This window comes from Vibrio sp. F13 (assembly GCF_020806305.2).
In the GTDB taxonomy this organism is placed as follows: Bacteria; Pseudomonadota; Gammaproteobacteria; order Enterobacterales; family Vibrionaceae; genus Vibrio; species Vibrio crassostreae_C.
Genome location: NZ_CP170175.1, coordinates 1,638,201 through 1,659,698, shown reverse-complemented (window position 1 = coordinate 1,659,698; position 21,498 = coordinate 1,638,201). Strand labels below are relative to the sequence as shown.

At 45.1% G+C, this 21,498-nt stretch carries 16 protein-coding genes; 8 read left to right on the top strand and 8 right to left on the bottom strand.

Annotation, left to right across the window (positions count from 1 at the left end; all coding sequences use genetic code 11):
• Positions 1–71: 71 nt before the first annotated feature.
• A complete protein-coding gene (locus LMH68_RS07540; protein WP_229648029.1) occupies positions 72–506 on the top strand; it encodes a GNAT family N-acetyltransferase in 435 nt (144 codons plus the stop codon).
• A 678-nt stretch (positions 507–1,184) separates the two neighbouring features.
• Entirely contained in the window at positions 1,185–3,983 is a 2,799-nt protein-coding gene (gene polA / locus LMH68_RS07535; RefSeq protein ID WP_229648028.1) for a DNA polymerase I, read from the top strand.
• A gap of 507 nt (positions 3,984–4,490) precedes the next feature.
• On the opposite strand, the gene LMH68_RS07530 is transcribed toward polA, so the two are convergent.
• A complete protein-coding gene (locus LMH68_RS07530) occupies positions 4,491–5,090 on the bottom strand; it encodes a GTP-binding protein (RefSeq protein WP_229648027.1) in 600 nt (199 codons plus the stop codon).
• Positions 5,091–5,308: 218 nt separating this feature from the next.
• Entirely contained in the window at positions 5,309–5,968 is a 660-nt protein-coding gene (gene yihA / locus LMH68_RS07525) for a ribosome biogenesis GTP-binding protein YihA/YsxC (RefSeq protein ID WP_017060162.1), read from the bottom strand.
• Positions 5,969–6,116: 148 nt separating this feature from the next.
• Here yihA and LMH68_RS07520 point away from each other — a divergent pair, with 148 nt between their 5' ends.
• The 5 genes from LMH68_RS07520 to hemN all read left to right on the top strand — a co-directional run bounded on the left by LMH68_RS07520 (position 6,117) and on the right by hemN (position 10,658).
• Positions 6,117–6,734: a c-type cytochrome gene (locus LMH68_RS07520; RefSeq protein ID WP_012602993.1), complete on the top strand. Its 618-nt coding sequence runs from the start codon at positions 6,117–6,119 to the stop codon at positions 6,732–6,734.
• A 557-nt stretch (positions 6,735–7,291) separates the two neighbouring features.
• Entirely contained in the window at positions 7,292–7,930 is a 639-nt protein-coding gene (locus LMH68_RS07515; RefSeq protein ID WP_010433503.1) for a class I SAM-dependent methyltransferase, read from the top strand.
• A complete protein-coding gene (gene yihI / locus LMH68_RS07510; protein ID WP_017060163.1) occupies positions 7,930–8,487 on the top strand; it encodes a Der GTPase-activating protein YihI in 558 nt (185 codons plus the stop codon). Before LMH68_RS07515 ends, yihI begins: the two co-directional genes overlap by 1 nt.
• A gap of 6 nt (positions 8,488–8,493) precedes the next feature.
• The gene (locus LMH68_RS07505) at positions 8,494–8,982 is read left to right on the top strand and encodes a DUF2489 domain-containing protein (protein ID WP_017060164.1); all 489 of its coding nucleotides are present in this window, start codon (positions 8,494–8,496) and stop codon (positions 8,980–8,982) included.
• A gap of 284 nt (positions 8,983–9,266) precedes the next feature.
• Positions 9,267–10,658 carry an oxygen-independent coproporphyrinogen III oxidase gene (hemN, locus tag LMH68_RS07500; protein ID WP_017063057.1) on the top strand — a complete coding sequence of 464 codons (1,392 nt, stop codon included), beginning with the start codon at positions 9,267–9,269 and terminating at the stop codon, positions 10,656–10,658.
• 91 nt (positions 10,659–10,749) lie between these two features.
• Here hemN and LMH68_RS07495 read toward each other — a convergent pair whose 3' ends face one another.
• The 5 genes from LMH68_RS07495 to glnA all read right to left on the bottom strand — a co-directional run bounded on the left by LMH68_RS07495 (position 10,750) and on the right by glnA (position 18,380).
• Positions 10,750–13,314, bottom strand: coding sequence for an EAL domain-containing protein (locus LMH68_RS07495; RefSeq protein WP_229648026.1), 2,565 nt, complete (start codon positions 13,312–13,314; stop codon positions 10,750–10,752).
• A 108-nt stretch (positions 13,315–13,422) separates the two neighbouring features.
• Positions 13,423–14,826: a nitrogen regulation protein NR(I) gene (gene glnG, locus LMH68_RS07490; RefSeq protein ID WP_004735581.1), complete on the bottom strand. Its 1,404-nt coding sequence runs from the start codon at positions 14,824–14,826 to the stop codon at positions 13,423–13,425.
• A gap of 121 nt (positions 14,827–14,947) precedes the next feature.
• On the bottom strand, positions 14,948–16,024 hold the full coding sequence (glnL, locus tag LMH68_RS07485; RefSeq protein WP_019826501.1) for a nitrogen regulation protein NR(II): 1,077 nt from the start codon (positions 16,022–16,024) through the stop codon (positions 14,948–14,950).
• A 168-nt stretch (positions 16,025–16,192) separates the two neighbouring features.
• Positions 16,193–16,756 carry a DUF4124 domain-containing protein gene (locus LMH68_RS07480; protein WP_102394311.1) on the bottom strand — a complete coding sequence of 188 codons (564 nt, stop codon included), beginning with the start codon at positions 16,754–16,756 and terminating at the stop codon, positions 16,193–16,195.
• 214 nt (positions 16,757–16,970) lie between these two features.
• Entirely contained in the window at positions 16,971–18,380 is a 1,410-nt protein-coding gene (gene glnA / locus LMH68_RS07475; protein ID WP_017059221.1) for a glutamate--ammonia ligase, read from the bottom strand.
• A 562-nt stretch (positions 18,381–18,942) separates the two neighbouring features.
• Between glnA and typA the strand changes: the two genes are divergently transcribed.
• Positions 18,943–20,778 carry a translational GTPase TypA gene (typA, locus tag LMH68_RS07470; RefSeq protein WP_017059220.1) on the top strand — a complete coding sequence of 612 codons (1,836 nt, stop codon included), beginning with the start codon at positions 18,943–18,945 and terminating at the stop codon, positions 20,776–20,778.
• Between the two features lie 162 nt (positions 20,779–20,940).
• Here typA and LMH68_RS07465 read toward each other — a convergent pair whose 3' ends face one another.
• Positions 20,941–21,471, bottom strand: a complete 531-nt coding sequence (locus LMH68_RS07465; protein WP_229648025.1) for an AAA family ATPase — start codon at positions 21,469–21,471, stop codon at positions 20,941–20,943.
• Positions 21,472–21,498 lie beyond the last annotated feature (27 nt).

The following is a 21,498-nucleotide window of genomic DNA, read 5'->3' as shown; positions in this document are numbered from 1 at the left end:
TAGATCTCACTTAAGTGATCAGTAAAGGGTTGGCCATTGTGCCAGCCCTTTCGTTTATAAGGATGAATAAGATGTCAGTTGTCGTACGTGAAGGTTCTTTAGAAGAAGTGGTGTCTGTGGTCGAGCAGATCTCTGAGTTCGCTAAAAAAGAGAGTGTCGCTTCTCTGTCAGAGCGGCTGGCAGGGAAAAAGAGCCTTATCTTAGTGGCTGAAGAAGCTGGCGTGTTGCTTGGCTTTAAGATCGGCTATGAATTGGATCAAGATACTTTTTACAGCTGGTTTGGTGGCGTGTCACCGCTCGCGAGGAACAAAGGCGTTGCACAGGCGCAATTAGACGTTCAGGAACAGTGGGCGAAAGAGCGGGGCTACAGACAGTTAAAGGTTAAGTCTCGTAACCAGTTCCCTGCAATGTTGCGCCTGTTATTGAGAAACGGTTACCTAATCGAAAGATTTGAAGAAAAAGAAGACATTAATGCCCATAGAATCCATTTTTTGAAGCAAATTTGAGCACTGCTGTTAACGGTTTATAAATTAAATGAGATTTATTATCATTTAAGTGTTGACTATTAAATGAGAATCATTATTATTAACTTTGTCTTAGGGAATGAGGAAATGTTCACAAGGATGTTAAGTACTCAAGTATCTACTTGGTTACCCAACAGAATTCTCGCGAACTTGTACTAAGTTCTTTTTGACACGACATTGCTCACATTGCTTCCAGTGTAATTTATAGCTTTTAGGTAAAGCTGTGGTATTCAATTTGAATGGCTTTACCGGTTTTTGCTAGGCGACATCTTCGGGTGTCGCTTTTTTTATACCTTCATTTCAACAAGATGCATATTTAGTGGCACATATTTTTATGAATAAAACGGCATCAGTATTCTTTTCCACAACGCAAGATCGTAAAAAGATCGTTGATCATATGTTCGATCTGTAATTTTATTCTTTGTTTTCATGTGCTTATTGTTGTTTTGTTGCTTGTTGTGCTTAGTTTTCAACAAGGTGGATAAATAATATAAACAGAGTTATCCACAGAACGCTTGCGTCTAAGAACAAAAAATAACAACAAATCGATTATATCGAACACAACCGAGTGAACGGATACAGATCGACAACGTGGAATCCAACCAACAGACGTGGCATTCTTAACAGATAATTTCTGTACTTACTGGATACACAAACATTATGGCTCGTATTCCTGATAATCCATTGATTCTGATCGATGGCTCTTCTTACCTATATCGCGCGTTTCATGCTTACCCTGGCACCATGAGCAATGGTGATATCCCGACTAACGCGGTTTACGGTGTAGTTAACATGCTGCGCAGCATGATGCGTCAATTTGCTTCTGATCGTATTGCGGTTATTTTTGATGCAAAAGGAAAGACGTTCCGTGATGACATGTACCCAGAGTACAAGGCTAATCGTCCACCTATGCCGGATGATCTACGTTGTCAGATCGAACCTTTGCACAACGTGATTCGCGCAATGGGTCTACCACTTATCTCGATCCCAGGCGTTGAAGCGGATGATGTGATTGGTACGCTAGCTTCTCAAGCATCTAAAGCGGGCATGCCGGTTTTGATCAGTACTGGCGATAAAGATATGGCGCAGCTGGTTGATGACAACGTTACTTTGATCAACACCATGACCAACGTGGTTATGGATCGCGAAGGCGTGATAGAGAAGTTTGGCATCCCACCTGAGCTGATTATCGACTACCTTGCACTGATGGGCGATAAAGTGGATAACATTCCTGGCGTTCCAGGTGTTGGTGACAAAACAGCAACTGCTCTACTACAAGGCATTGGTAGCATCGAAAAGCTGTATCAAAACCTGGATGATATTGCCGCTCTTGGCTTCCGTGGTTCAAAAACCATGGCTAAGAAGCTGATTGATAATAAAGACAACGCTGAGATGTCTTACGAGCTTGCAACGATCAAACTGGACGTCGAGTTAGAAGAGACACCTGAGTCGCTTGTAAAAGCACAACCAAATACGGATGAGCTGATTAAGCTATACGGTCAACTGGTCTTCAAATCTTGGTTGAACGAGCTACTTGAAGGCGGCAGCGGTGTGGTTGAGGCGGATGAGAAGTCGGGTGCAGTGCGCAGCAGCACGGCATCAACCACTTCTACCGTAGAAATGAACACCTCTGCAGTGACGATTGATCGCAGCAACTACGAAACCATCTTAGATGAAGCCTCTTTTAATGCGTGGCTAGAGAAACTGAAAGCGTCAGAGGTGTTTGCCTTTGATACTGAAACAGATAGCTTGGACTACATGGTGGCTAACCTTGTTGGTCTATCATTCGCAACCGAAGAAGGCGTTGCCGCTTACGTACCGGTTGCCCATGATTACCTAGATGCACCTCAACAACTGGATCGTGATTGGGTACTTGAACAGCTTAAGCCGATTCTTGAAGATGACGCACAGGCTAAAGTCGGTCAAAACCTGAAGTACGATATGAGCGTTTTAGCGCGCTACGGTATCGAGATGAAAGGCATCAAGCACGACACCATGCTAGCGTCTTATGTTTTTAATAGCGTTGGCGGCAAGCATGATATGGATAGCCTAGCGCTGCGTTTCCTTCAGCACAGCTGCATCTCATTTGAGCAAATCGCAGGTAAAGGTAAGAAGCAGCTTACTTTCAACCAGATTGAGCTGGGTGAGGCGTCTCCATACGCTGCAGAAGATGCGGACGTCACGCTACGTCTTCATAACCGTTTAATGGAAAACATCGAGCAAGACGAAAAGCTAAAAGCGATTTATGAAGAGATCGAAGTACCACTGATTCCAGTGATGTCTCGTATTGAACGCACAGGTGTATTCATCGACGACATGTTGCTAGGCGCTCAATCGCAAGAGATTGCGGTTCGTCTTGATGAGCTAGAGCAGAAAGCTTACGAGATTGCAGAGCAAGAGTTCAACATGAACTCACCAAAACAGCTGCAAGCGATCCTTTTTGAAAAAATGGGCTTGCCTGTTATCAAGAAAACGCCATCAGGTGCACCTTCAACCAACGAAGAAGTGCTGCAAGAGCTGGCTCTTGATTACCCGCTACCTAAGCTGATCATTGAGTATCGTGGCCTTGCGAAACTCAAGTCTACCTACACAGATAAACTGCCGAAGATGATCAACGCTGAAACGGGTCGTGTTCATACGTCTTATCACCAAGCGGTGACAGCAACGGGTCGTTTGTCTTCAACAGATCCAAACCTACAGAACATCCCAATTCGTAATGAAGAAGGTCGTCGTATCCGCCAAGCATTCGTTGCACAACATGGCTGGAAGATTCTAGCGGTCGATTACTCTCAAATTGAATTGCGTATCATGGCGCACCTGTCGGGTGATAAAGCGCTTCTGGAAGCATTCCAACAAGGCAAAGATATTCACGCGGCAACGGCTGCTGAGATCATTGGTGTTGATATTGAGCAGGTAACGACTGAGCAGCGTCGTCGTGCTAAAGCCGTTAACTTCGGTCTTATCTACGGTATGAGTGCCTTTGGCTTGGCTAAGCAACTGGGTATTCCTCGTGGCGAAGCACAGCACTACATGGACACTTACTTCGAGCGTTACCCTGGCGTAATGCAGTATATGGAAGATACGCGCAGTGCTGCTTCAGAGCAAGGCTTCGTTGAAACCATTTACGGTCGTCGACTGCACCTTCCTGAGATTCAATCTCGTAATGGCATGCGTCGTAAAGCTGCTGAACGCGCGGCGATCAACGCGCCAATGCAAGGTACAGCGGCAGACATCATCAAGAAAGCGATGCTATTGGTTGATGAATGGATCCAAGCGGAAGGCGATGGTCGAGTTAAGTTATTGATGCAAGTACACGATGAATTGGTATTTGAAGTGGAAGAGTCATCTTTAGCCGAAATTGAAAGTAAAGTACAAGAATTGATGGAATCAGCTGCAGAGCTAGAAGTGCCGCTGGTTGCGGAAGCTGGCCACGGTGACAACTGGGATCAAGCCCACTAATCAGTTTTTGACCTTATTGAGCAAATTAGTATGAGCCAGTGCACAAACACTGGCTTTTTTTTGTCTCGAATAAAGTTGAATCGTAAAAAGGGTTTAGGTGTTTTAATAAAACATTCATGAAAAAAAACTACAAAAGTTGTTTTCATTTCTGAGCAATTGTTGTACATTAAATCTCGTAGGGTACAGAGGTAAGATGTTCTATCTTTCAGACCTTTTGTTTCACGTTATTGGATTAGGCTGATTCAGCCGCCCCAGTCAGTATTTGACTGGGGCGTTTTTTCTTGTGCGAAAGAAAAATATTTCCAACCTACCATTCCCCCGTAAAACCTCTCATTTTTAGTGCCTTTTATTACACTTTCTCAAGCACAGTGATAAGCCCCTGATTTGCCTTAGATCTGGAATTCGATCAGCTTTTGGTAATTTAAATCCGTCTCTAAGTCGATTGTTTTATCACTTGAAATAACTTTTATTTTACAAGTTATCGATAAAGGATTGATGGATCACGCCTTATTTATCAGTGTATTGAGTCGGTAAATGCTCAATGTAATCCATGATTTTCTGTTGTTTCTCGGTGCTGTATTTCAGTGCTTCGGCGGTGATCTGGATGGATTGTGCCATCGAAGAGATATTGTTGGTCGCTTTTACCAAGGTTTGCTGCATGGGTTTCAGGATAAGCAGATAGATAGCGGTCAAAGCGATAATAATGACGGCGATAACGGCCGCCAGCGCAATGATGATCTTGGTCTGAATGTCATCCAACAGCATTTGACTGGTTTGTTTAAAGGCGAGTCGAGATTGGTCTAAGGCTTGTGGCAGTTGATTGAGTGATGTCTTGGTGGAGCTCGCAAGCTTATTGATACTTTCAACCGTTTGATTGAGGGCTTGTTGCTGGTCGTCGCTTAGGTTGGGGTTGTTGACTATCGCTTGCAAAGATTGCGATATCACCTCAAGAGACTCACTCGCGTCTTGGGCGTACTTTTCCATGCCATCGAGGTCTAAGGTCATATCGACATTGATCAGTGGGGCTTGTTCTTGTTCTGCTTCAGAGGCAAACCCTGTCAGTGAGACCAACATAAGTGCAATGATGGCCAATGGTGTTTTCCACATGAGTATTCCTTTCTCATTGTTCTGATTATTTAGATGTGTCTTTTAGTATGGTTCACTTCTATTGGTTTTAGTGGCTAAATCCGATTTTTAACACTAAAAACTTATGCTTAACTCACTCATTTTTGGGCAAAAAAATACCCCACCTATATAAGGAGGGGCATTGATAAGGCTAAATCACGTGTTGTAAGTGCTCTAACCTATAGCGATAAGTAGAGGAACTACTCTGAGTCGTTGTGCTCTTCGTCTGCTAACTCATCAATGATTTGATCAGCAAGCGCAGGCGCAAACCACTCATCCATCTTGGCACGCAGTTGGTCAACGCCGATGCCCTTCATTGAAGAGAAGACATCAACCGCAACATCACCACCGAAAGATTTTGCATCGTTACGGATTTTCAGTAGCTGTGCTTTACGCGCACCACTTTTCAGTTTGTCTGCTTTTGTTAACAAAACCTGTACTGGGATGCGGCTATCGATAGCCCAGTAGATCATTTGTTGGTCAAGGTCTTTCATTGGGTGACGGATATCCATCAATACCACTAAACCTTTCAGGCTTTCACGTCGTTGTAGGTATTCACCTAGCGACTTCTGCCATTTTTTCTTCATCTCAAGTGGTACTTGAGCAAAGCCATATCCAGGTAAATCGACGATATGACAACCGTCCGTTACCTTAAATAGGTTGATTAGCTGAGTTCGACCGGGTGTTTTACTGGTTTTCGCCAAGCTTTTTTGGTTTGTAACGCGATTTAGCGCGCTAGATTTACCAGCATTGGAGCGTCCTGCAAACGCAATTTCGATCCCTTCGTCTTCTGGTAAATGACGAATATCAGGTGCACTGGTAATGAAATGCGTGTTTTGATAATGAATTTTTACGCTCACTGTTAACTCCATCTCGACTTTGTGTAGTCGATTGATTACTTTTTTGTGAATTTGTGTAAAATAACCGTGCTCGGCATAAGGTCGCCTATTGTACCATGAGTGGCAACATAGAGTGGTACTGGAAGCTTGATAATTATAATGGAATGTCATGAAGAAATTAGCGCTAATTTTGAGTCTTTTAGCCAGCTGCTCAGTATGGGCTCAAGGTAGTATTGAAGCTGGTAAAGCCAAATCACAAACATGTGTTGCCTGCCACGGTGCTGACGGCAACAGCCTGATCACTCAGTACCCTAAGCTGGCTGGTCAACATGAGAAGTATCTAGAGAAGCAGTTAAAAGAGCTTAAGCTAGGTATGACAAGTGGTGGTAAGCAAGGTCGTTACGAACCTGTAATGGGTGCAATGGCGATGCCTTTATCTGAAGAAGATATGGCTGACCTAGCGGCATACTACGCCTCTCTACCTATCTCTAGTAACTCTACTCCTGAAAATGTAGTAGATGAAGGTAAGGTTCTTTACACAGCGGGTAACGCAGAACGCGGCGTAACGGCGTGTATTGCTTGTCATGGCCCTCGTGGTAATGGTACCGAACTTTCTGGTTTCCCTAAGATTTCAGGTCAGCACGCAGATTACATCAAGGCTCAACTTGAAAAATTCCGCGATGGTGACCGCAATAACGACATGAATGCGATGATGCGTGATGTAGCTAAAAAGTTAACAGACGCTGATATTGATACCTTATCGAAGTACGTTGGTGGTTTACACTAATTTGTCGGTTTCTTGCTCTTAGCCAGAGTAAAGGAATGTACGTTCGAGCGAGATTGAAGAGACGCCCCGATCAGTAATGGTCGGGGCGTTTTCTTTTGTATTGGTTTTATTAATGCGTTTTGTGTTTATGTCTGATTTATCAATGTGTGATCGATTTGTGTACAAAAGTGTGAAGTCGCACTCTTGTAGTCTTTTTGTAACACGGTAAAGTAACCGCCATCAGCTAGGAGCTGACTTAGATATGGATGATCATCTAGTCTAACGGTATAGACAGAAATGGATCAGGCTAGGACAGCCCAGCAACAAGGTGTTAGAAAAGGATAGCCAAAACTCATCAGGACGATGAACAACAAACAAATTTGGCATGGAAAGCACCAATAACAAATGGAGATTTGTGTACCAAGTTGAGTATGCAAATTTTGGCCGATATAGGCAGATTTAGAGAGCGATAGGTTTTCCTATCGCTTTTTTTATTGATTTGATGAAAAAACACCCAATACCTCTCCACTATAAACTCAGTTTCTGGTATGTTTCGCATCCCTGTTTAAGGATGTGCTATGTATACTTGTCCCTTATGCCATCACCAAGGCGTGAATCACTATTTTGAAGACAAACGCAGAGCCTATCTGCAGTGTCAGCAATGTGAACTGGTATTTGTTAAACCTGAACAAAGGTTAGAAGCAAAAGAAGAAAAAGCACACTATGATCTCCATGAGAACGATCCTAGTGATGCAGGCTATCGCCGCTTTTTATCTCGCATCGCGGATCCACTAACAGACAAAATTTCATCTAACTCACACGGGTTGGATTTTGGTTGTGGCCCAGGCCCTACGCTATCTATTATGTTAGAAGAAGCCGGACACACCATGGAGTTGTACGATATCTATTACCACCCAGAACCCTCTGTGTTGGAAAAAACGTACGACTTTATGACTGCCACGGAGGTGATAGAGCATCTTTATCACCCAGACAAAGTGTGGCAGCAATGGTTGAATTTAGTTAAACCCAAGGGCTGGATTGGTCTTATGACTAAACTAGTAATAGACGTAGACGCGTTTGCTGGTTGGCACTACAAGAATGACCCGACACATGTCGTCTTCTTTAGTCGTCAAACATTCCAGTTTTTGGCAGAGCGGGATAAGCTCGAACTAGAATTTTTTGGAAATGATGTAATTTTACTGAGGAAAGTGCAGTAATGGGTCGTAGTAAGAAATCAAGAAAGCCGGGAGCACTTGGCGCTCCGGAGCCTATGGTTACTCGTAACCGTAGTGAATCTGATGTTGAAGGTCGTGAACGTAAGCGTGTTAAAAAGCGTAAAGGCCTTAAGTCTGGCAGCCGTCACTCAGATGGTAGCGAAGCAAAACAGCGTAAAGCTGCACAAGCTCGTGATCCACGTTTAGGCAGCAAGAAAAAAATTCCGCTGATCGTTGAACCAGCGAAGAAGCCGACTAAACAAGAGCGCAAGCTATCTAACGAACAAGAGTTAGAGATGCTTGAGAATGACGCTCAACTGAACACACTCCTAGATCGTATCGAAAATGGTGAAAACCTAGGTGCTGGTCTACAGAAGTTTGTTGATGAGAAACTTGATCGTATCGAACACCTAATGGGACGCTTAGGTCTACTAGAGCCAGAAGACGATGAAGAAGAGATCTTCGAAGAAGCACCGGTTGCCTCTAAGAAGAAAGCGAGCTCTGACGAAGACTTGCTATCTCAATTCGAAGATTTCGATTTAGACAGCTTTAAAGGTTAATAGCCAATGAACGTAACCTTATTAGCAATTGCTGGTGGAATTATCATTCTCGGCTTGGGCTCTTACGCAGGTTACCTTCTACTTCAAGTGAAGAAGCAGACGGAGTTGCAAAAGCAGCATCAAGCACTAGCCATTGAAAAACGCAACGCGACGATTTACGAAAACGTAAATACTTTGTGCTTAGCGGGCATTCAAGGGCAATGTGACTTACCTGAGATCAGTATCCGAGTGTGTATCATTATGGATAATGTTCAGGGTGATGAGCGTGTCGATTTTGATTCTGAGTATCCTGCTCTTTCTGAGCTGTACCATATCGTAAAAGATATGGCTCGCGGAGAGGCAAGACAGGAACTGACGAAGAAAGAGCGCATGCAGCAGAATCTCACGCGCCATAAGGCAGAGACTCGCTTGAATGATGCGGTCATTGAAGATCTGAAAAGGTTGCAAGAGAAGGTTAAGCCTCTCAACAACCAAATCAACATTCAGATGATCTAGTCGCTAAGACTATTTAAAATAGAGGCTTGTTTAATACAGGGTGTTCTTGAGACACCTTATCTTTATAGATAGTGTTAAATGAGCCTTCTTACCTTTTGCGTTTCGTTAATCCCGACGCTTTGTTAGTGATCAAGCTAGCAGTTCTGAGTTTTTGTCTAAAAAATTGTTTTTGTCTTGGAACGACCTTACAGGTCGTGTGGCAAAATAACCCGTCTATATTTTAATGTATGTAAAATGATTTGAGAGACCTTAGGTTCTCGCGGATCTAAATTGGAAATACCGCTATGTCGAGCAAGCCAGTAACAACGAATCAGCAAATCGTTTGGGATCAAGAGATCTTAAACAAGTACAACTATTCGGGACCTCGTTACACCTCATACCCAACTGCGTTGGAGTTTCATGAAGCGTTTACCGTCGCTGATTACGACATGGCGTGTACTCAATATCCTGAGCGTCCACTCTCTCTTTACGTGCATATCCCGTTCTGCCACAAGCTTTGTTACTACTGTGGTTGTAATAAAGTCATTACTCGTCACTCGCATAAAGCGGATGAGTACCTTGATGTGATTGAACATGAAATCCGCCAACGCGCCTCTTTATTGAATGGCCGTGAAGTGACGCAATTGCACTTCGGTGGTGGTACGCCAACGTTCTTGACCAAAACACAAATCACTCGTTTGATGAGTATTTTGCGTGAAGAGTTTAACTTCACCGCTGACGCTGAAATCAGTATTGAAGTTGACCCGCGTGAGATTGAGCTAGACGTACTTGACCACCTGCGTAACGAAGGCTTCAACCGCCTGAGCATTGGCGTGCAAGACTTCAATAAAGAAGTGCAGAAACTGGTTAACCGTGAGCAAGATGAAGAGTTCATCATTGCGATGGTTAAACGAGCGAAAGAGCTAGGCTTCCGTTCAACTAACCTGGATTTGATCTACGGCCTACCAAAGCAGACTCAAGCTTTGTTCGCTGAAACATTGAAGCAAGTGTTAGAAATGAAGCCGGGCCGTTTATCGGTATTTAACTACGCACACATGCCTCAGCTGTTTGCGGCGCAGCGTAAGATTAAAGACGAAGATCTACCTGAAGCGAAAGAGAAAATGGCTATCTTGCAAGATACCATCGAGACGCTAACGGGAGCGGGTTACCAGTTCATTGGTATGGATCACTTCGCACTACCTGAAGATGAGCTAGCCGTAGCACAGCGTGAAGGTATTCTGCATCGTAACTTCCAAGGCTACACCACCCAAGGTGAAGCTGACTTAATTGGTTTCGGTGTTTCTGCGATTTCTATGGTTGGTGATGCTTACGCACAAAACCAAAAAGAGCTGAAGAAGTACTACGCTCAAGTGAATGACCTGCGCCACGCGCTTTGGAAAGGTGTTGCTCTAGACAGTGACGACCTTCTACGTCGTGAAGTGATCAAACAGCTTATCTGTAACTTTAAGCTTGATAAAAACATGATCGAATCTGAGTTCTCGGTTAACTTTAATCGTTACTTCAAAGAAGATTTAGGGCTACTGCAAACCTTTATCAACGATGAGTTGGTTGAAGTTGACGACAAAGAAATCCGCGTGACTTTGCGTGGCCGTTTGTTGATTCGTAACATCTGTATGTGTTTCGATAAATACCTACGTGCTAAGGCTCGTCAACAGCAGTTCTCTCGTGTGATTTAATCGCTCGATTGAGAATAGAAACATAAAAAATGCCAGCATTATGCTGGCATTTTTGTATCTGTGTCTTGCTAACGGAAGACTTTCTACCTGACTAGGTGACACCCTTTTTGGTGCTTTGTTTGGTGTTAGTCAGGTCGGTTGGCCACTGATCAAACGGAACTGGACGACTGTATAAGAACCCTTGAGCCAGTGGGCATTTTAGTTGCTTGAGGAGTTCTGCCTGTTGCTGTGTTTCAACGCCTTCTGCCACTAAGCTCACTTTGAAACCTTTGGTGATGTTAACGATGGCCGCGACGATCGAGCTGTCTAGGTTCTCTTTTTCGAGCTTGCTGACGAAGCTGCGATCGATCTTCAGGCAATCAAATGGCAGTTTGTGTAAATAAGCCAGTGACGAATAGCCGGTACCAAAGTCATCAATTGCAATCGAGATGCCTAATGCTTTTAGCGTCAGCATGTTATCGATGATGGCTGGGTCATTGTCGACGATGCGTGACTCAGTGATCTCAAGTGTTAGGTTGCTTGCTGGTAGCTTGGTGTCACGTAGCGTGCCTTTTACTTGTTCAACAAAGCCACTTTCACTCAGTTGATCGACCGACAGGTTGACGTGAATAGAGAAGTCCTTGCTCCATTTTCCTGACTCAATCGCGATGGCAGTATCTCGACACGACTTATGTAGAATTTGCTTGCCGATATCGTAAATCAGCCCGCTCTCTTCAGCGAGAGGAATGAATTCAAGTGGTGAAATTACGCCTTCATCGGCTATCCAGCGTGCTAGAGCTTCAGCCCCAATGGTCGAGCCAGATTCCAGATCAATAATAGGTTGATAAAACGGTTCGAACTGTTGAAGTTCAATCGCTCGGTTCATCCGCGCCAGCATCTTAGTGCGATGTCTTGATGCTTTACCCATCTCAGGGCTGTAAATGCTGACACTAGCTTTGTCTTGTTTTGCGTTGCTCAAAGCAATGCTACTACTACGCAGCAATAGCGCAATGTCGTGGACGTTAGATACACCGACGACGCCCATCGATACCTTAATAACGACACTTTCTGATTCCATTGAAAATGGGGAAGCAAAGGTTTGAAGCAGGCGATTCGTCAGTAGTTGAGCTTCCTCGCTTTGGATGACGTTCGGGGCGTAAATGGCGAATTCATCACCGCCAGTGCGAGCTAATAGGTACTCGGATGGCAATGTGCCTCTTAAACGAGCGGCCGCAATGATAAGCAATTGGTCACCATTGTAATGACCAAGGCTGTCATTGATGTCTCGGAAGCGATCAATACCCACTAAATAAAGTGTGCCTTTTTCGTTTGCTGGGTTTTTCTTGGCAGCGTCGATAAAGCCTTCGCGGCTGTATAGTTTGGTTAATGAGTCATAGGTAAGCTGAGACTGTAATGCTTGAAAGGAAGCCTTTAAGTTGTTGGCCATTTCATTGAATGACTCCACCAACATGCTGGTTTCATAGATATGCCCTGTCTTTGGCATACTTGTGTCCCAATCGCCTTTAGCAAGACGCTTTGCCGCATCCGCTGTTGAGGTGATGGGTTGGGTTACGCGATTAAAGGCAATTAACCCAGCAATGACACCAATGCAACTCAGCGCTAGCCCGAGCAACCAACTGTTTCTTTGGTTTTCAGGTAGTTCACCGAGTAGGTTGCTTTCAGGGATCGACATACCAATAAACCAAGTGATGCCGTGCTCATCTTCATAAGGGGTGATCTGGTTGAAGTATCGTTCGTTGTCTAGGCGAAAGCTAAAGCGCTGCACGCCCAAATTATCGATTAGGTGAAATTGGTCTACGTAGCTCGCACTTTCACGTATTACCGGGTTAGCACTCTCTGATGCCAGTAAGCGTTGGCCCTTATTGGTTTTCCCTGTTCCCCAAGAGACCACGCTACCTCCGCCCGAGTGAGCGACCAAGCGTTGCTGCTTATCAATGATATAAACAGAGGCATCCGTTTTATCTTTGAGTTCTTTGAGAAACGCATTGAAGGTATTGATCTTAATGTCGCTAACGACGACGGCTTTGAATTCGTTGTCATCATAGATAGGGGCGAGGGCAGATAAGGTGATCTCTTGGCGTTCATCTGCATTGGCATAAATTGGCGACCATACAGCCTTTTTTTGCGTCGCAACGGGTGTGTACCAAGGGCGGACTCTCGGGTCGTAACTTGAAATCACAGATCGAATGTCTTCGCTGATCTTGCTGCCACGGTAAATGACCAGCTGATCGCTAGTACGCTCGTCTTGTACCATCAAGGTATAGCCGTTGTTAGCTTCTTTACGAAAACCGACATAGTTACCATCTTCAGAACCAAAGCCGATCACATCGAGTTGAGGTATAGCAGTGAAATGGTCTGAAAACGTATAAAGAATGTAGTCTTGGACCTTGCTAAGGTTTCCCGCTTGGTAAAGGTGGTGGTAGCCGATGTTATGGCTGAGCGAGAGGTTCGCGTGAAATGGCTTTTCTAAAAAGTTGGACAGGCTTTGATGAACATGGTCAGTAAGTGATGTTAGTTGGCGTGCACTAACATCACTCACCATCTCTTTGTAGCTTTGCTTTTGAGTGAAAACCATTACGCTCATAGTGAACAGAAAAATCATCACGAATGGCAGAACCACAGCAGTTCTCAAGGTAATTTGTGTTTTCAAAGACATCTTTAGCTACAACTTTAGTGGATGGCATACTTTAATTGTACCGACACTATTCAAACCAAGCGACCTTTTTTGGTTAAAAAAGTAGCTGCATCGAGAGTCATATAAGGTCTAGTACAGTTCTTTTAGTTTACGAGTTAGGGTGTTTCTTCCCCAACCTAAAACCTTGGCTGCATCCTGTTTATGACCATTGGTATGGTTGAGTGCAGCCTCTAGCAGTATACGTTCAAACTCTGGCAGCGCATAAGTTAGTAGCTCTTTTTCTCCTGAATCAAGCGCACATTTTGCCCAATTAGCCAGCAGTTGTTGCCAGTTGTCTCCTGTCCCTGAGGTCGTCACCACTTTTTCTTCCAACAGTTCTGGAGGCAAGTCTGAAGGGAGTATTTCACTGCCGCTCGCCATGACTGTGAGCCAACGACAGATGTTCTCAAGCTGACGTACGTTACCCGGCCAATTTAGCTGATTGAGCTTCATGATGGTCTCTGAGTGCAGTGTCTTCACTTCTACACCAAGCTCTTCAGCGGCGGATGCTAGGAAGTGGTGAGTCAGCTTTTCAATGTCCTGTTTACGTTCGCGCAGTGCCGGAATATGGATTCGGATAACGTTCAGTCGATGGAAAAGGTCTTCACGGAAACCACCGTCATGCACCAAGCGCTCAAGATCTTGGTGGGTTGCTGCAACGATACGAACATCAACCTTAACCGCAGAATGTCCACCGACGCGATAAAATTGGCCATCAGAAAGCACGCGCAGTAGTCGAGTCTGAATATCGAGTGGCATATCGCCTATTTCATCAAGAAACAGAGTACCGCCGTTGGCTTGTTCGAATCGTCCTTGGCGAACACTGTTAGCGCCAGTAAAGGCGCCTTTCTCGTGGCCAAACAGCTCTGATTCGATCAAGTCTTTAGGGATTGCCGCCATGTTTAACGCAATGAAGGGCTTTTTAGCTCTTGGGCTGTGACGATGCAGCGCGTGCGCGACTAATTCTTTACCAGTCCCCGATTCACCATTAATAAGAACCGAAATGGATGAACGAGACAAACGGCCAATAGCTCGGAAAACCTCCTGCATTGCCGGTGCTTCACCGATGATTTCTGGCGCGTTGGTGTCTTCAGCGACCTCACTGGCTTGTTCGCGTTTCTGCTCTTGGCTGTGCGCGATCGCTCGTTCGACTAGAGTCAGTGTTTCATCAATATCGAACGGCTTTGGAAGATATTCAAAGGCGCCTTTTTGATAAGCATTCACCGCCGCATCAAGGTCTGAGTGCGCGGTCATAATGATCACGGGCAGGTCGGGAGAGCGTTGATGAACCTGATGCAACAGCTCAATCCCGTCAATGCCGGGCATGCGAATGTCAGACACCAATACGTCCGGTGTCTCGCGCTCAAGCGCAAGCAACACGCTCTCAGCATCAGCAAATGTTTCACACTTAATATCCGCAGATGAAAGTGTTTTCTCTACTACCCAGCGGATAGAGCTGTCGTCATCGACGACCCAAACGTATCCCTTACTCATAATTCAATTCCTTTGCAGCCAAATCTATTGTGATAATCATTGTTGTTTTTATGATGTCTTAATCTTTGTGTTACCGAGCTAAGCCTTTCATCTCGCTGTCCAATAGCGAGGTTCTTATGACCTAAATCGGTAGATAAATCGTGAATGTGGTGTTGCCTGGCCAGCTTTCAACATCAATTTTCCCATTGTGTTGATCGATCAGGTTTTGAGAAATCGATAGCCCCAGCCCTGTTCCACCTTCTCGTCCGCTGACCATTGGGTAAAACAGCGTGTCTTTTAAATCATCGGGGATGCCCGGACCGTTATCGCTGATCTCAATACGAGCTGCGAGTTTGTGTCGCTGCCCGTGAATATTTGCTTGATGCACCGTTCTGGTGCGAATGGTGATTTTGCCAGAATCTTGAGTCTTTAGAATCTGCGCTGCATTGCTCACGATATTGAGCATCGCTTGTTCAACCTGTGCCGAATCCATCAAGATGTCCGGTAGGCTCGGGTCGTAATCCCTTTCGATGGCGAGCGTTGAACCCGATTCGAGCTCTACGAGCTGCCTGACTTTCTCAAGTATCTGGTGAAGGTTCTCTTCTGATTTAGTCCCCGGCTTCTGTGGGCCAAGCAGACGGTCGACTAATGCTCTTAAGCGGTCGGCTTGCTCAATAATGATCTGCGTATATTCATTAAGAGACTGATCAGGAAGCATTTTCCCAAGTAACTGCGCCGCACCTCTTAAGCCACCGAGTGGATTTTTGATCTCATGTGCTAACCCGCGTACCAGCAACTTAGCCGCTTGTTGTTGTGCATGTTGGTTGAGCTCTTGGCTAAGGCGTCTTTGCTGGTCTATCTTGCGCATCTCAACCAATAACAGCGTCTCTCGCTGCCAAGATATTGGGCTAACCGTGACTTCAAGCATCAGTGGGCGGTTATCAACAACGAAGGTAACGTCACTGTCGGTAATGCTCTGGCCACTTTGTAGCGGTTGCGTCAGAAGCGCCAAATCAAGTGAAGCGTGTTGGATAAGTTGGCTCAGTGGATGATCAACGATGCGTCGTGCGCTCTGTGAAAAGAGCTGCTCAGCCGCCGGATTTGCGTATCGGACATACAATTGCTCATCGAGCATTAATGTCGAAGTCACCATATTGTCGAGAATGGCGCTGGAAAGATGGTGTGTATCTATGCTGTCGCTTTTGGCTGATCGATTCACTATTTCGTCCTTGAACTGGTGTTTTTCTCACTGCACCAAATTGGTGCGTAGCTAAGTTCAAGTATGGCGCATATCAACCAGAAGCTAAAGATAATTCATTAGAGTCGCTGAAAGCTGCTTCGATTAGGTGAAAAGTAGAGGTTATTTGGCCTCTTTTAACACATTGGCCTACTTGAGCGTCGCTCGATGTAAATACACGGTGACTGGACTAGTAGATGCAATAAGCTTGCCGCTTCTATGTGCTTGAATTGCAATGGTGTGAGTACCTCGATCGATACCTTTTAATTCCCAAATAGGCTGGGTCTGTGGGGCGCCATATCGACGGCCATCAAGCATCAATTGTAATTGCTCCCCAATACCAAGTTTTCGGTTGAGCTCTATCTGAATCGGGATTAAGCCGCGGTTGTTGCGAATGGTTTGATCATGAACTGGAGTCAGCATGGTGAGAGTTAATTGAGTGGGAACCTCGCGCTCTGTGGTTTCGGTTTCTGCCTGGGTTTTAGCTGGCGTTTTAGTTGTAGAGGAAGCTGCGGCGTCAACCGGAGTCGAGGCCTCAAATTTAGGGGCGGGTGCTGAAGCTTGCACATCTGGCAGGCGAAGAGCCTCGGCATCTTGAGCGCTAGGGTTATCACTAAAGTGGAGCACGCCATCTTCATCTACCCAGGTATACACAGTTTGAGCAGAGCACGAGAGCGCGACTGTTAACCCGATTAGGAACAGTATGTTTTTCATATCTTTAGCCTCTTTTCACCGCTAGGTGATTTCACGTTTGGCGTTGGTTTTATTGTATTTAGCGCGACAGCCTCTGAGGGCTTTTGTCTAAGGTATGGTACGAGGAAGCGGGGGGAGGGAGAATATAAAAAAGGCCCGCCTGCGAGGCGAGCCTAATATTTAGTCAGCGATTCTTACAAGGTTGCAGTAAGAAATGGCTTATCTCTACAGGAGATTAAACTGAGTAGTACAGTTCAAACTCAAGTGGGTGTGTAGCCATGTTCACGCGTTGTACGTCGTCAGATTTCAGAGTGATGTAAGAATCGATGAAATCGTCAGAGAATACGCCGCCAGCTGTTAGGAACTCACGGTCTTCGCTAAGCGCTGCTAGAGCTTCTTGTAGAGATTCTGCAACTGTTGGGATTTCAGCTGCTTCTTCTGCAGGAAGGTCGTATAGATCTTTATCCATAGCTTCGCCTGGGTGAATCTTGTTCTTGATGCCGTCAAGGCCAGCCATAAGCATTGCTGAGTAGCATAGGTATGGGTTAGCTGCTGGGTCACCAAAACGTAGCTCGATACGACGTGCTTTAGGGCTTGGTACTACTGGGATACGGATAGAAGCAGAACGGTTACGTGCTGAGTAAGCAAGCATTACAGGTGCTTCGAAACCAGGTACAAGACGCTTGTACGAGTTAGTTGATGGGTTAGCAAACGCGTTGATTGCACGAGCGTGCTTGATTACACCACCGATGTAGTAAAGAGCCATTTCAGATAGGCCGCCGTACTTATCACCAGCAAACAGGTTAACGCCGTCTTTTGCTAGAGATTGGTGAACGTGCATACCAGAACCGTTGTCACCAACTAGTGGCTTAGGCATGAATGTCGCTGTTTTACCAAATGCGTGAGCAACGTTGTGTACAACGTACTTGTAGATTTGAGTTTCATCAGCTTTCGCTGTTAGCGTGTTGAAGCGAGTAGCGATTTCGTTTTGACCCGCAGTTGCTACTTCATGGTGGTGAGCTTCAACAACTAGGCCCATCTCTTCCATTACTAGACACATTGCTGAACGGATGTCTTGAGATGAATCTACTGGAGCTACTGGGAAGTAACCGCCTTTAACGCCAGGACGGTGACCTTTGTTACCGCCTTCGAAGTCAGAACCTGTGTTCCAAGCTGCTTCTACGTCATCGATCTTGAAGAAAGAACCAGACATGTCGTTTGAGAACTTAACGTCGTCAAATAGGAAGAATTCTGGCTCTGGACCAACTAGAACTGTGTCTGCGATACCTGTAGAACGTAGGTACTCTTCAGAACGTTTAGCGATAGAGCGTGGGTCACGGTCGTAGCCTTGCATTGTTGCAGGCTCAAGGATGTCACAACGGATGTTTAGTGTTGCGTCTTCTGTGAATGGGTCCAGTACAGCAGATGCTGCGTCTGGCATCATTACCATGTCAGATTCGTTAATGCCTTTCCAACCAGCTACTGAAGAGCCGTCAAACATTTTGCCTTCTTCGAAGAAGTCTGCATCAACTTGGTGAGAAGGAATAGAGATATGCTGCTCTTTACCTTTTGTATCAGTAAAACGTAAGTCGATAAATTTAACTTCGTTCTCTTGGATCAGGGATAGTACATTTTCTACTGACATCTTGGATAACCTCCAGTGTTATTAATTCGGTATTAGCTCGATTCGGTTGAAACTAGCATTGATTAATGTCTATAAGTGCATTAATCGATGCTGATTTATCTATAGCCAAAAACGTGCCAAAAAAATTATTCCATTAATTTCAATGATTTACTTGTTTTTCGGTTTTGCTTAATTTGGTTTTTGCACCAAAATGATCTCCGGGCGCACCTTATTGGTGCAATTGTTTGTCTGTGCACCAATATGAGACATAAGCGAGCACCATTCAGCAATGAATTGCCTAAGTTGTCAATCCACTTTTGTTATTTTGCGGGAGATTTGGTTCGCCACTCGCAGGTGATACTTTTTTAGAGTCCTACGAATTGGGCTGTTCAACACTGTACTGAATCAAAGTTAAGCGGATATGAATCGCTAATAAAGAAAAAAGCCCCGGTTCAGATCACATATTTCTGGGTTTTTGTCTAGAATCTGGTATATTATTGACCGTTTTTTAAATCAAGCTAGCGGTTATTATCCAAACTTTTGAGATAAGTGACGGCTACTTTTATGAGTGAATCGAGAATCCATGTCTACTCCACAGATTGATAAGTTAAGAAATATCGCGATCATCGCGCACGTTGACCACGGTAAAACGACTTTGGTTGATAAACTGCTACAACAGTCAGGCACTCTTGAGTCTCGTGGTGAAGCTGAAGAGCGTGTCATGGATTCGAATGACATCGAAAAAGAGCGTGGCATTACCATTCTTGCTAAGAACACAGCAATCAACTGGAATGATTACCGCATCAACATCGTAGATACTCCGGGACACGCGGACTTCGGTGGTGAAGTTGAGCGTATCATGTCTATGGTTGACTCTGTTCTGCTTATCGTTGACGCAGTTGATGGCCCAATGCCTCAAACTCGTTTCGTAACGCAAAAAGCATTCGCACACGGTCTTAAGCCAATCGTTGTAATCAACAAGATTGACCGCCCAGGCGCTCGTCCTGATTGGGTTATGGATCAAGTATTCGACCTTTTCGACAACCTAGGTGCTACTGATGAGCAACTAGACTTCACAGTTGTTTACGCTTCAGCTCTGAACGGTTGGGCAACAATGACTGAAGGCGAAACTGGCGAGAACATGGAACCATTGTTCCAAGCTGTTGTTGATACAGTAGACGCGCCTGCAGTTGACCTTGACGGTCCACTACAAATGCAAATTTCGCAACTTGATTACAGCTCTTACGTAGGTGTTATCGGTGTTGCTCGTGTTACTCGTGGTTCTGTTAAACCAAACCAACAAGTAACTATCGTAAATGCAGAAGGCAAAAAACGTAACGGTAAAGTAGGTACAGTTCTTGGTTACCTAGGTCTTGACCGTCACGAAGTTGAGCAAGCTAACGCTGGCGACATCATTGCAATCACTGGTCTTGGTGAGCTGAAAATTTCAGACACTATCTGTGACGTAAACAATGTTGAAGCAATGACTCCGCTTTCTGTTGATGAACCAACAGTAACAATGACGTTCCAAGTAAACACTTCTCCGTTCGCGGGTAAAGAAGGTAAGTTCGTTACTTCACGTAACATCCTTGAGCGTCTAGAGAAAGAACTAGTACACAACGTTGCACTACGTGTTGAAGAAACTGATAACCCAGATCGTTTCCGTGTTTCAGGTCGTGGTGAACTTCACCTATCTATCCTGATCGAAAACATGCGTCGTGAAGGTTTCGAGCTAGCTGTATCTCGTCCAGAAGTTATCATCAAGAAAGACGAAGATGGCAACCTAACTGAACCGTTTGAAACTGTGACTATCGACGTGCTTGAAGAGCACCAAGGTGGCATCATGGAAAACATCGGTCTACGTAAAGGTGAGCTAACTGATATGTCTCCAGATGGCAAAGGCCGTGTTCGCATGGACTTCATGATGCCTTCTCGTGGTCTTATCGGTTTCCAAACTGAGTTCCTAACTCTAACGTCTGGTTCTGGTCTTCTTTACCACTCATTTGATCACTACGGCCCTCACAAAGGCGGCGTAATCGGTCAACGTAACAACGGTGTTCTAATCTCGAACGCAACTGGTAAAGCTCTGACTTACGCACTATTCAACCTACAAGAACGTGGTCGTCTATTTGCTGAGCACGCGGATGAAGTATACGAAGGTCAAATTATCGGTATTCATAACCGTTCAAACGACCTGACAGTAAACTGTCTGAAAGGTAAGCAGCTAACGAACGTTCGTGCATCTGGTACTGATGAAGCACAGGTTCTTTCGCCACCTATCCGTCACACTCTAGAGCAAGCTCTTGAGTTCATCGACGAAGACGAACTAGTAGAAGTAACGCCAGTAAGCATTCGTATCCGTAAGAAGCTTCTTACTGAAAACGAACGTAAGCGTGCAGCACGTCCAGCTAAGGCTTAATTGCCAGCTGACTAGCTTCTAGCTAAGTAGATAAGAAAGCCCCGAGTAGCCTAGCTGCTCGGGGCTTTTGTTTTTTAGTTTGTTTAGATACGGTTAAACGAGATACGAAGAGTGTTTAAGTCTTCGTCATCCTCAAGAGGGAGGAACGACCGAGTTGGGGATTTAGCTTTTGATACATAAGTAACGCTCAACGAATTGAAGCCGTTCTTCGACTGGCATAAACGGCACTTCAACCACCTCATAGCCAAGTTCTTGGTAGACTCTTTCTAACGCGTGGTGAATCTCTAGCGCCTCCTCAAACGGATAAGGTCTCACATCATCTTGTACATAAATTGAAGCCTCAGGGCGACAGAACAACACTTGGGGGTGATAACCTTGGCTCGCTTCTCGGTAGGTTGTGTTTATCTCTAGTTTCGCCTGAGCCAAATAGCCACAAATGTCTGGAATGGCACGATCGAGAAAGGCAACAGGATGCTGACTGGCTTGGTCTTTTTGTTCGCTCATGACGGTTAAACATAGGCGTGCAAAGCCCGGAAGGTCTAACCAAGGTAAGATACCGTTCTCAAGTTGGCTCTGCTGTTCGATTAACTGGCGAGAGGACTCTGCGAAGGTGGGGTAACCCGCATCACCCAAGGCATTGATCAGTTTGGTTTTTCCGGCGCCAGGGCCGCCAGTAATAATGATTGGGTTCATACGGGCTTATGTTTATTTGTGTCTACG

What these genes read in the sequence shown, in the direction of transcription:
- hemN (WP_017063057.1), top strand. Translation starts at nt 9,267, where the DNA reads ATGTCGAGCAAGCCAGTAACAACGAATCAGCAAATCGTTTGGGATCAA.
- LMH68_RS07520 (WP_012602993.1), top strand. Translation starts at nt 6,117, where the DNA reads ATGAAGAAATTAGCGCTAATTTTGAGTCTTTTAGCCAGCTGCTCAGTA.
- LMH68_RS07505 (WP_017060164.1), top strand. Translation starts at nt 8,494, where the DNA reads ATGAACGTAACCTTATTAGCAATTGCTGGTGGAATTATCATTCTCGGC.
- glnG (WP_004735581.1), bottom strand. Translation starts at nt 14,826, where the DNA reads ATGAGTAAGGGATACGTTTGGGTCGTCGATGACGACAGCTCTATCCGC.
- LMH68_RS07540 (WP_229648029.1), top strand. Translation starts at nt 72, where the DNA reads ATGTCAGTTGTCGTACGTGAAGGTTCTTTAGAAGAAGTGGTGTCTGTG.
- yihI (WP_017060163.1), top strand. Translation starts at nt 7,930, where the DNA reads ATGGGTCGTAGTAAGAAATCAAGAAAGCCGGGAGCACTTGGCGCTCCG.
- typA (WP_017059220.1), top strand. Translation starts at nt 18,943, where the DNA reads ATGTCTACTCCACAGATTGATAAGTTAAGAAATATCGCGATCATCGCG.
- LMH68_RS07495 (WP_229648026.1), bottom strand. Translation starts at nt 13,314, where the DNA reads ATGTCTTTGAAAACACAAATTACCTTGAGAACTGCTGTGGTTCTGCCA.
- LMH68_RS07515 (WP_010433503.1), top strand. Translation starts at nt 7,292, where the DNA reads ATGTATACTTGTCCCTTATGCCATCACCAAGGCGTGAATCACTATTTT.
- LMH68_RS07530 (WP_229648027.1), bottom strand. Translation starts at nt 5,090, where the DNA reads ATGTGGAAAACACCATTGGCCATCATTGCACTTATGTTGGTCTCACTG.
- polA (WP_229648028.1), top strand. Translation starts at nt 1,185, where the DNA reads ATGGCTCGTATTCCTGATAATCCATTGATTCTGATCGATGGCTCTTCT.
- LMH68_RS07465 (WP_229648025.1), bottom strand. Translation starts at nt 21,471, where the DNA reads ATGAACCCAATCATTATTACTGGCGGCCCTGGCGCCGGAAAAACCAAA.
- LMH68_RS07480 (WP_102394311.1), bottom strand. Translation starts at nt 16,756, where the DNA reads ATGAAAAACATACTGTTCCTAATCGGGTTAACAGTCGCGCTCTCGTGC.
- glnA (WP_017059221.1), bottom strand. Translation starts at nt 18,380, where the DNA reads ATGTCAGTAGAAAATGTACTATCCCTGATCCAAGAGAACGAAGTTAAA.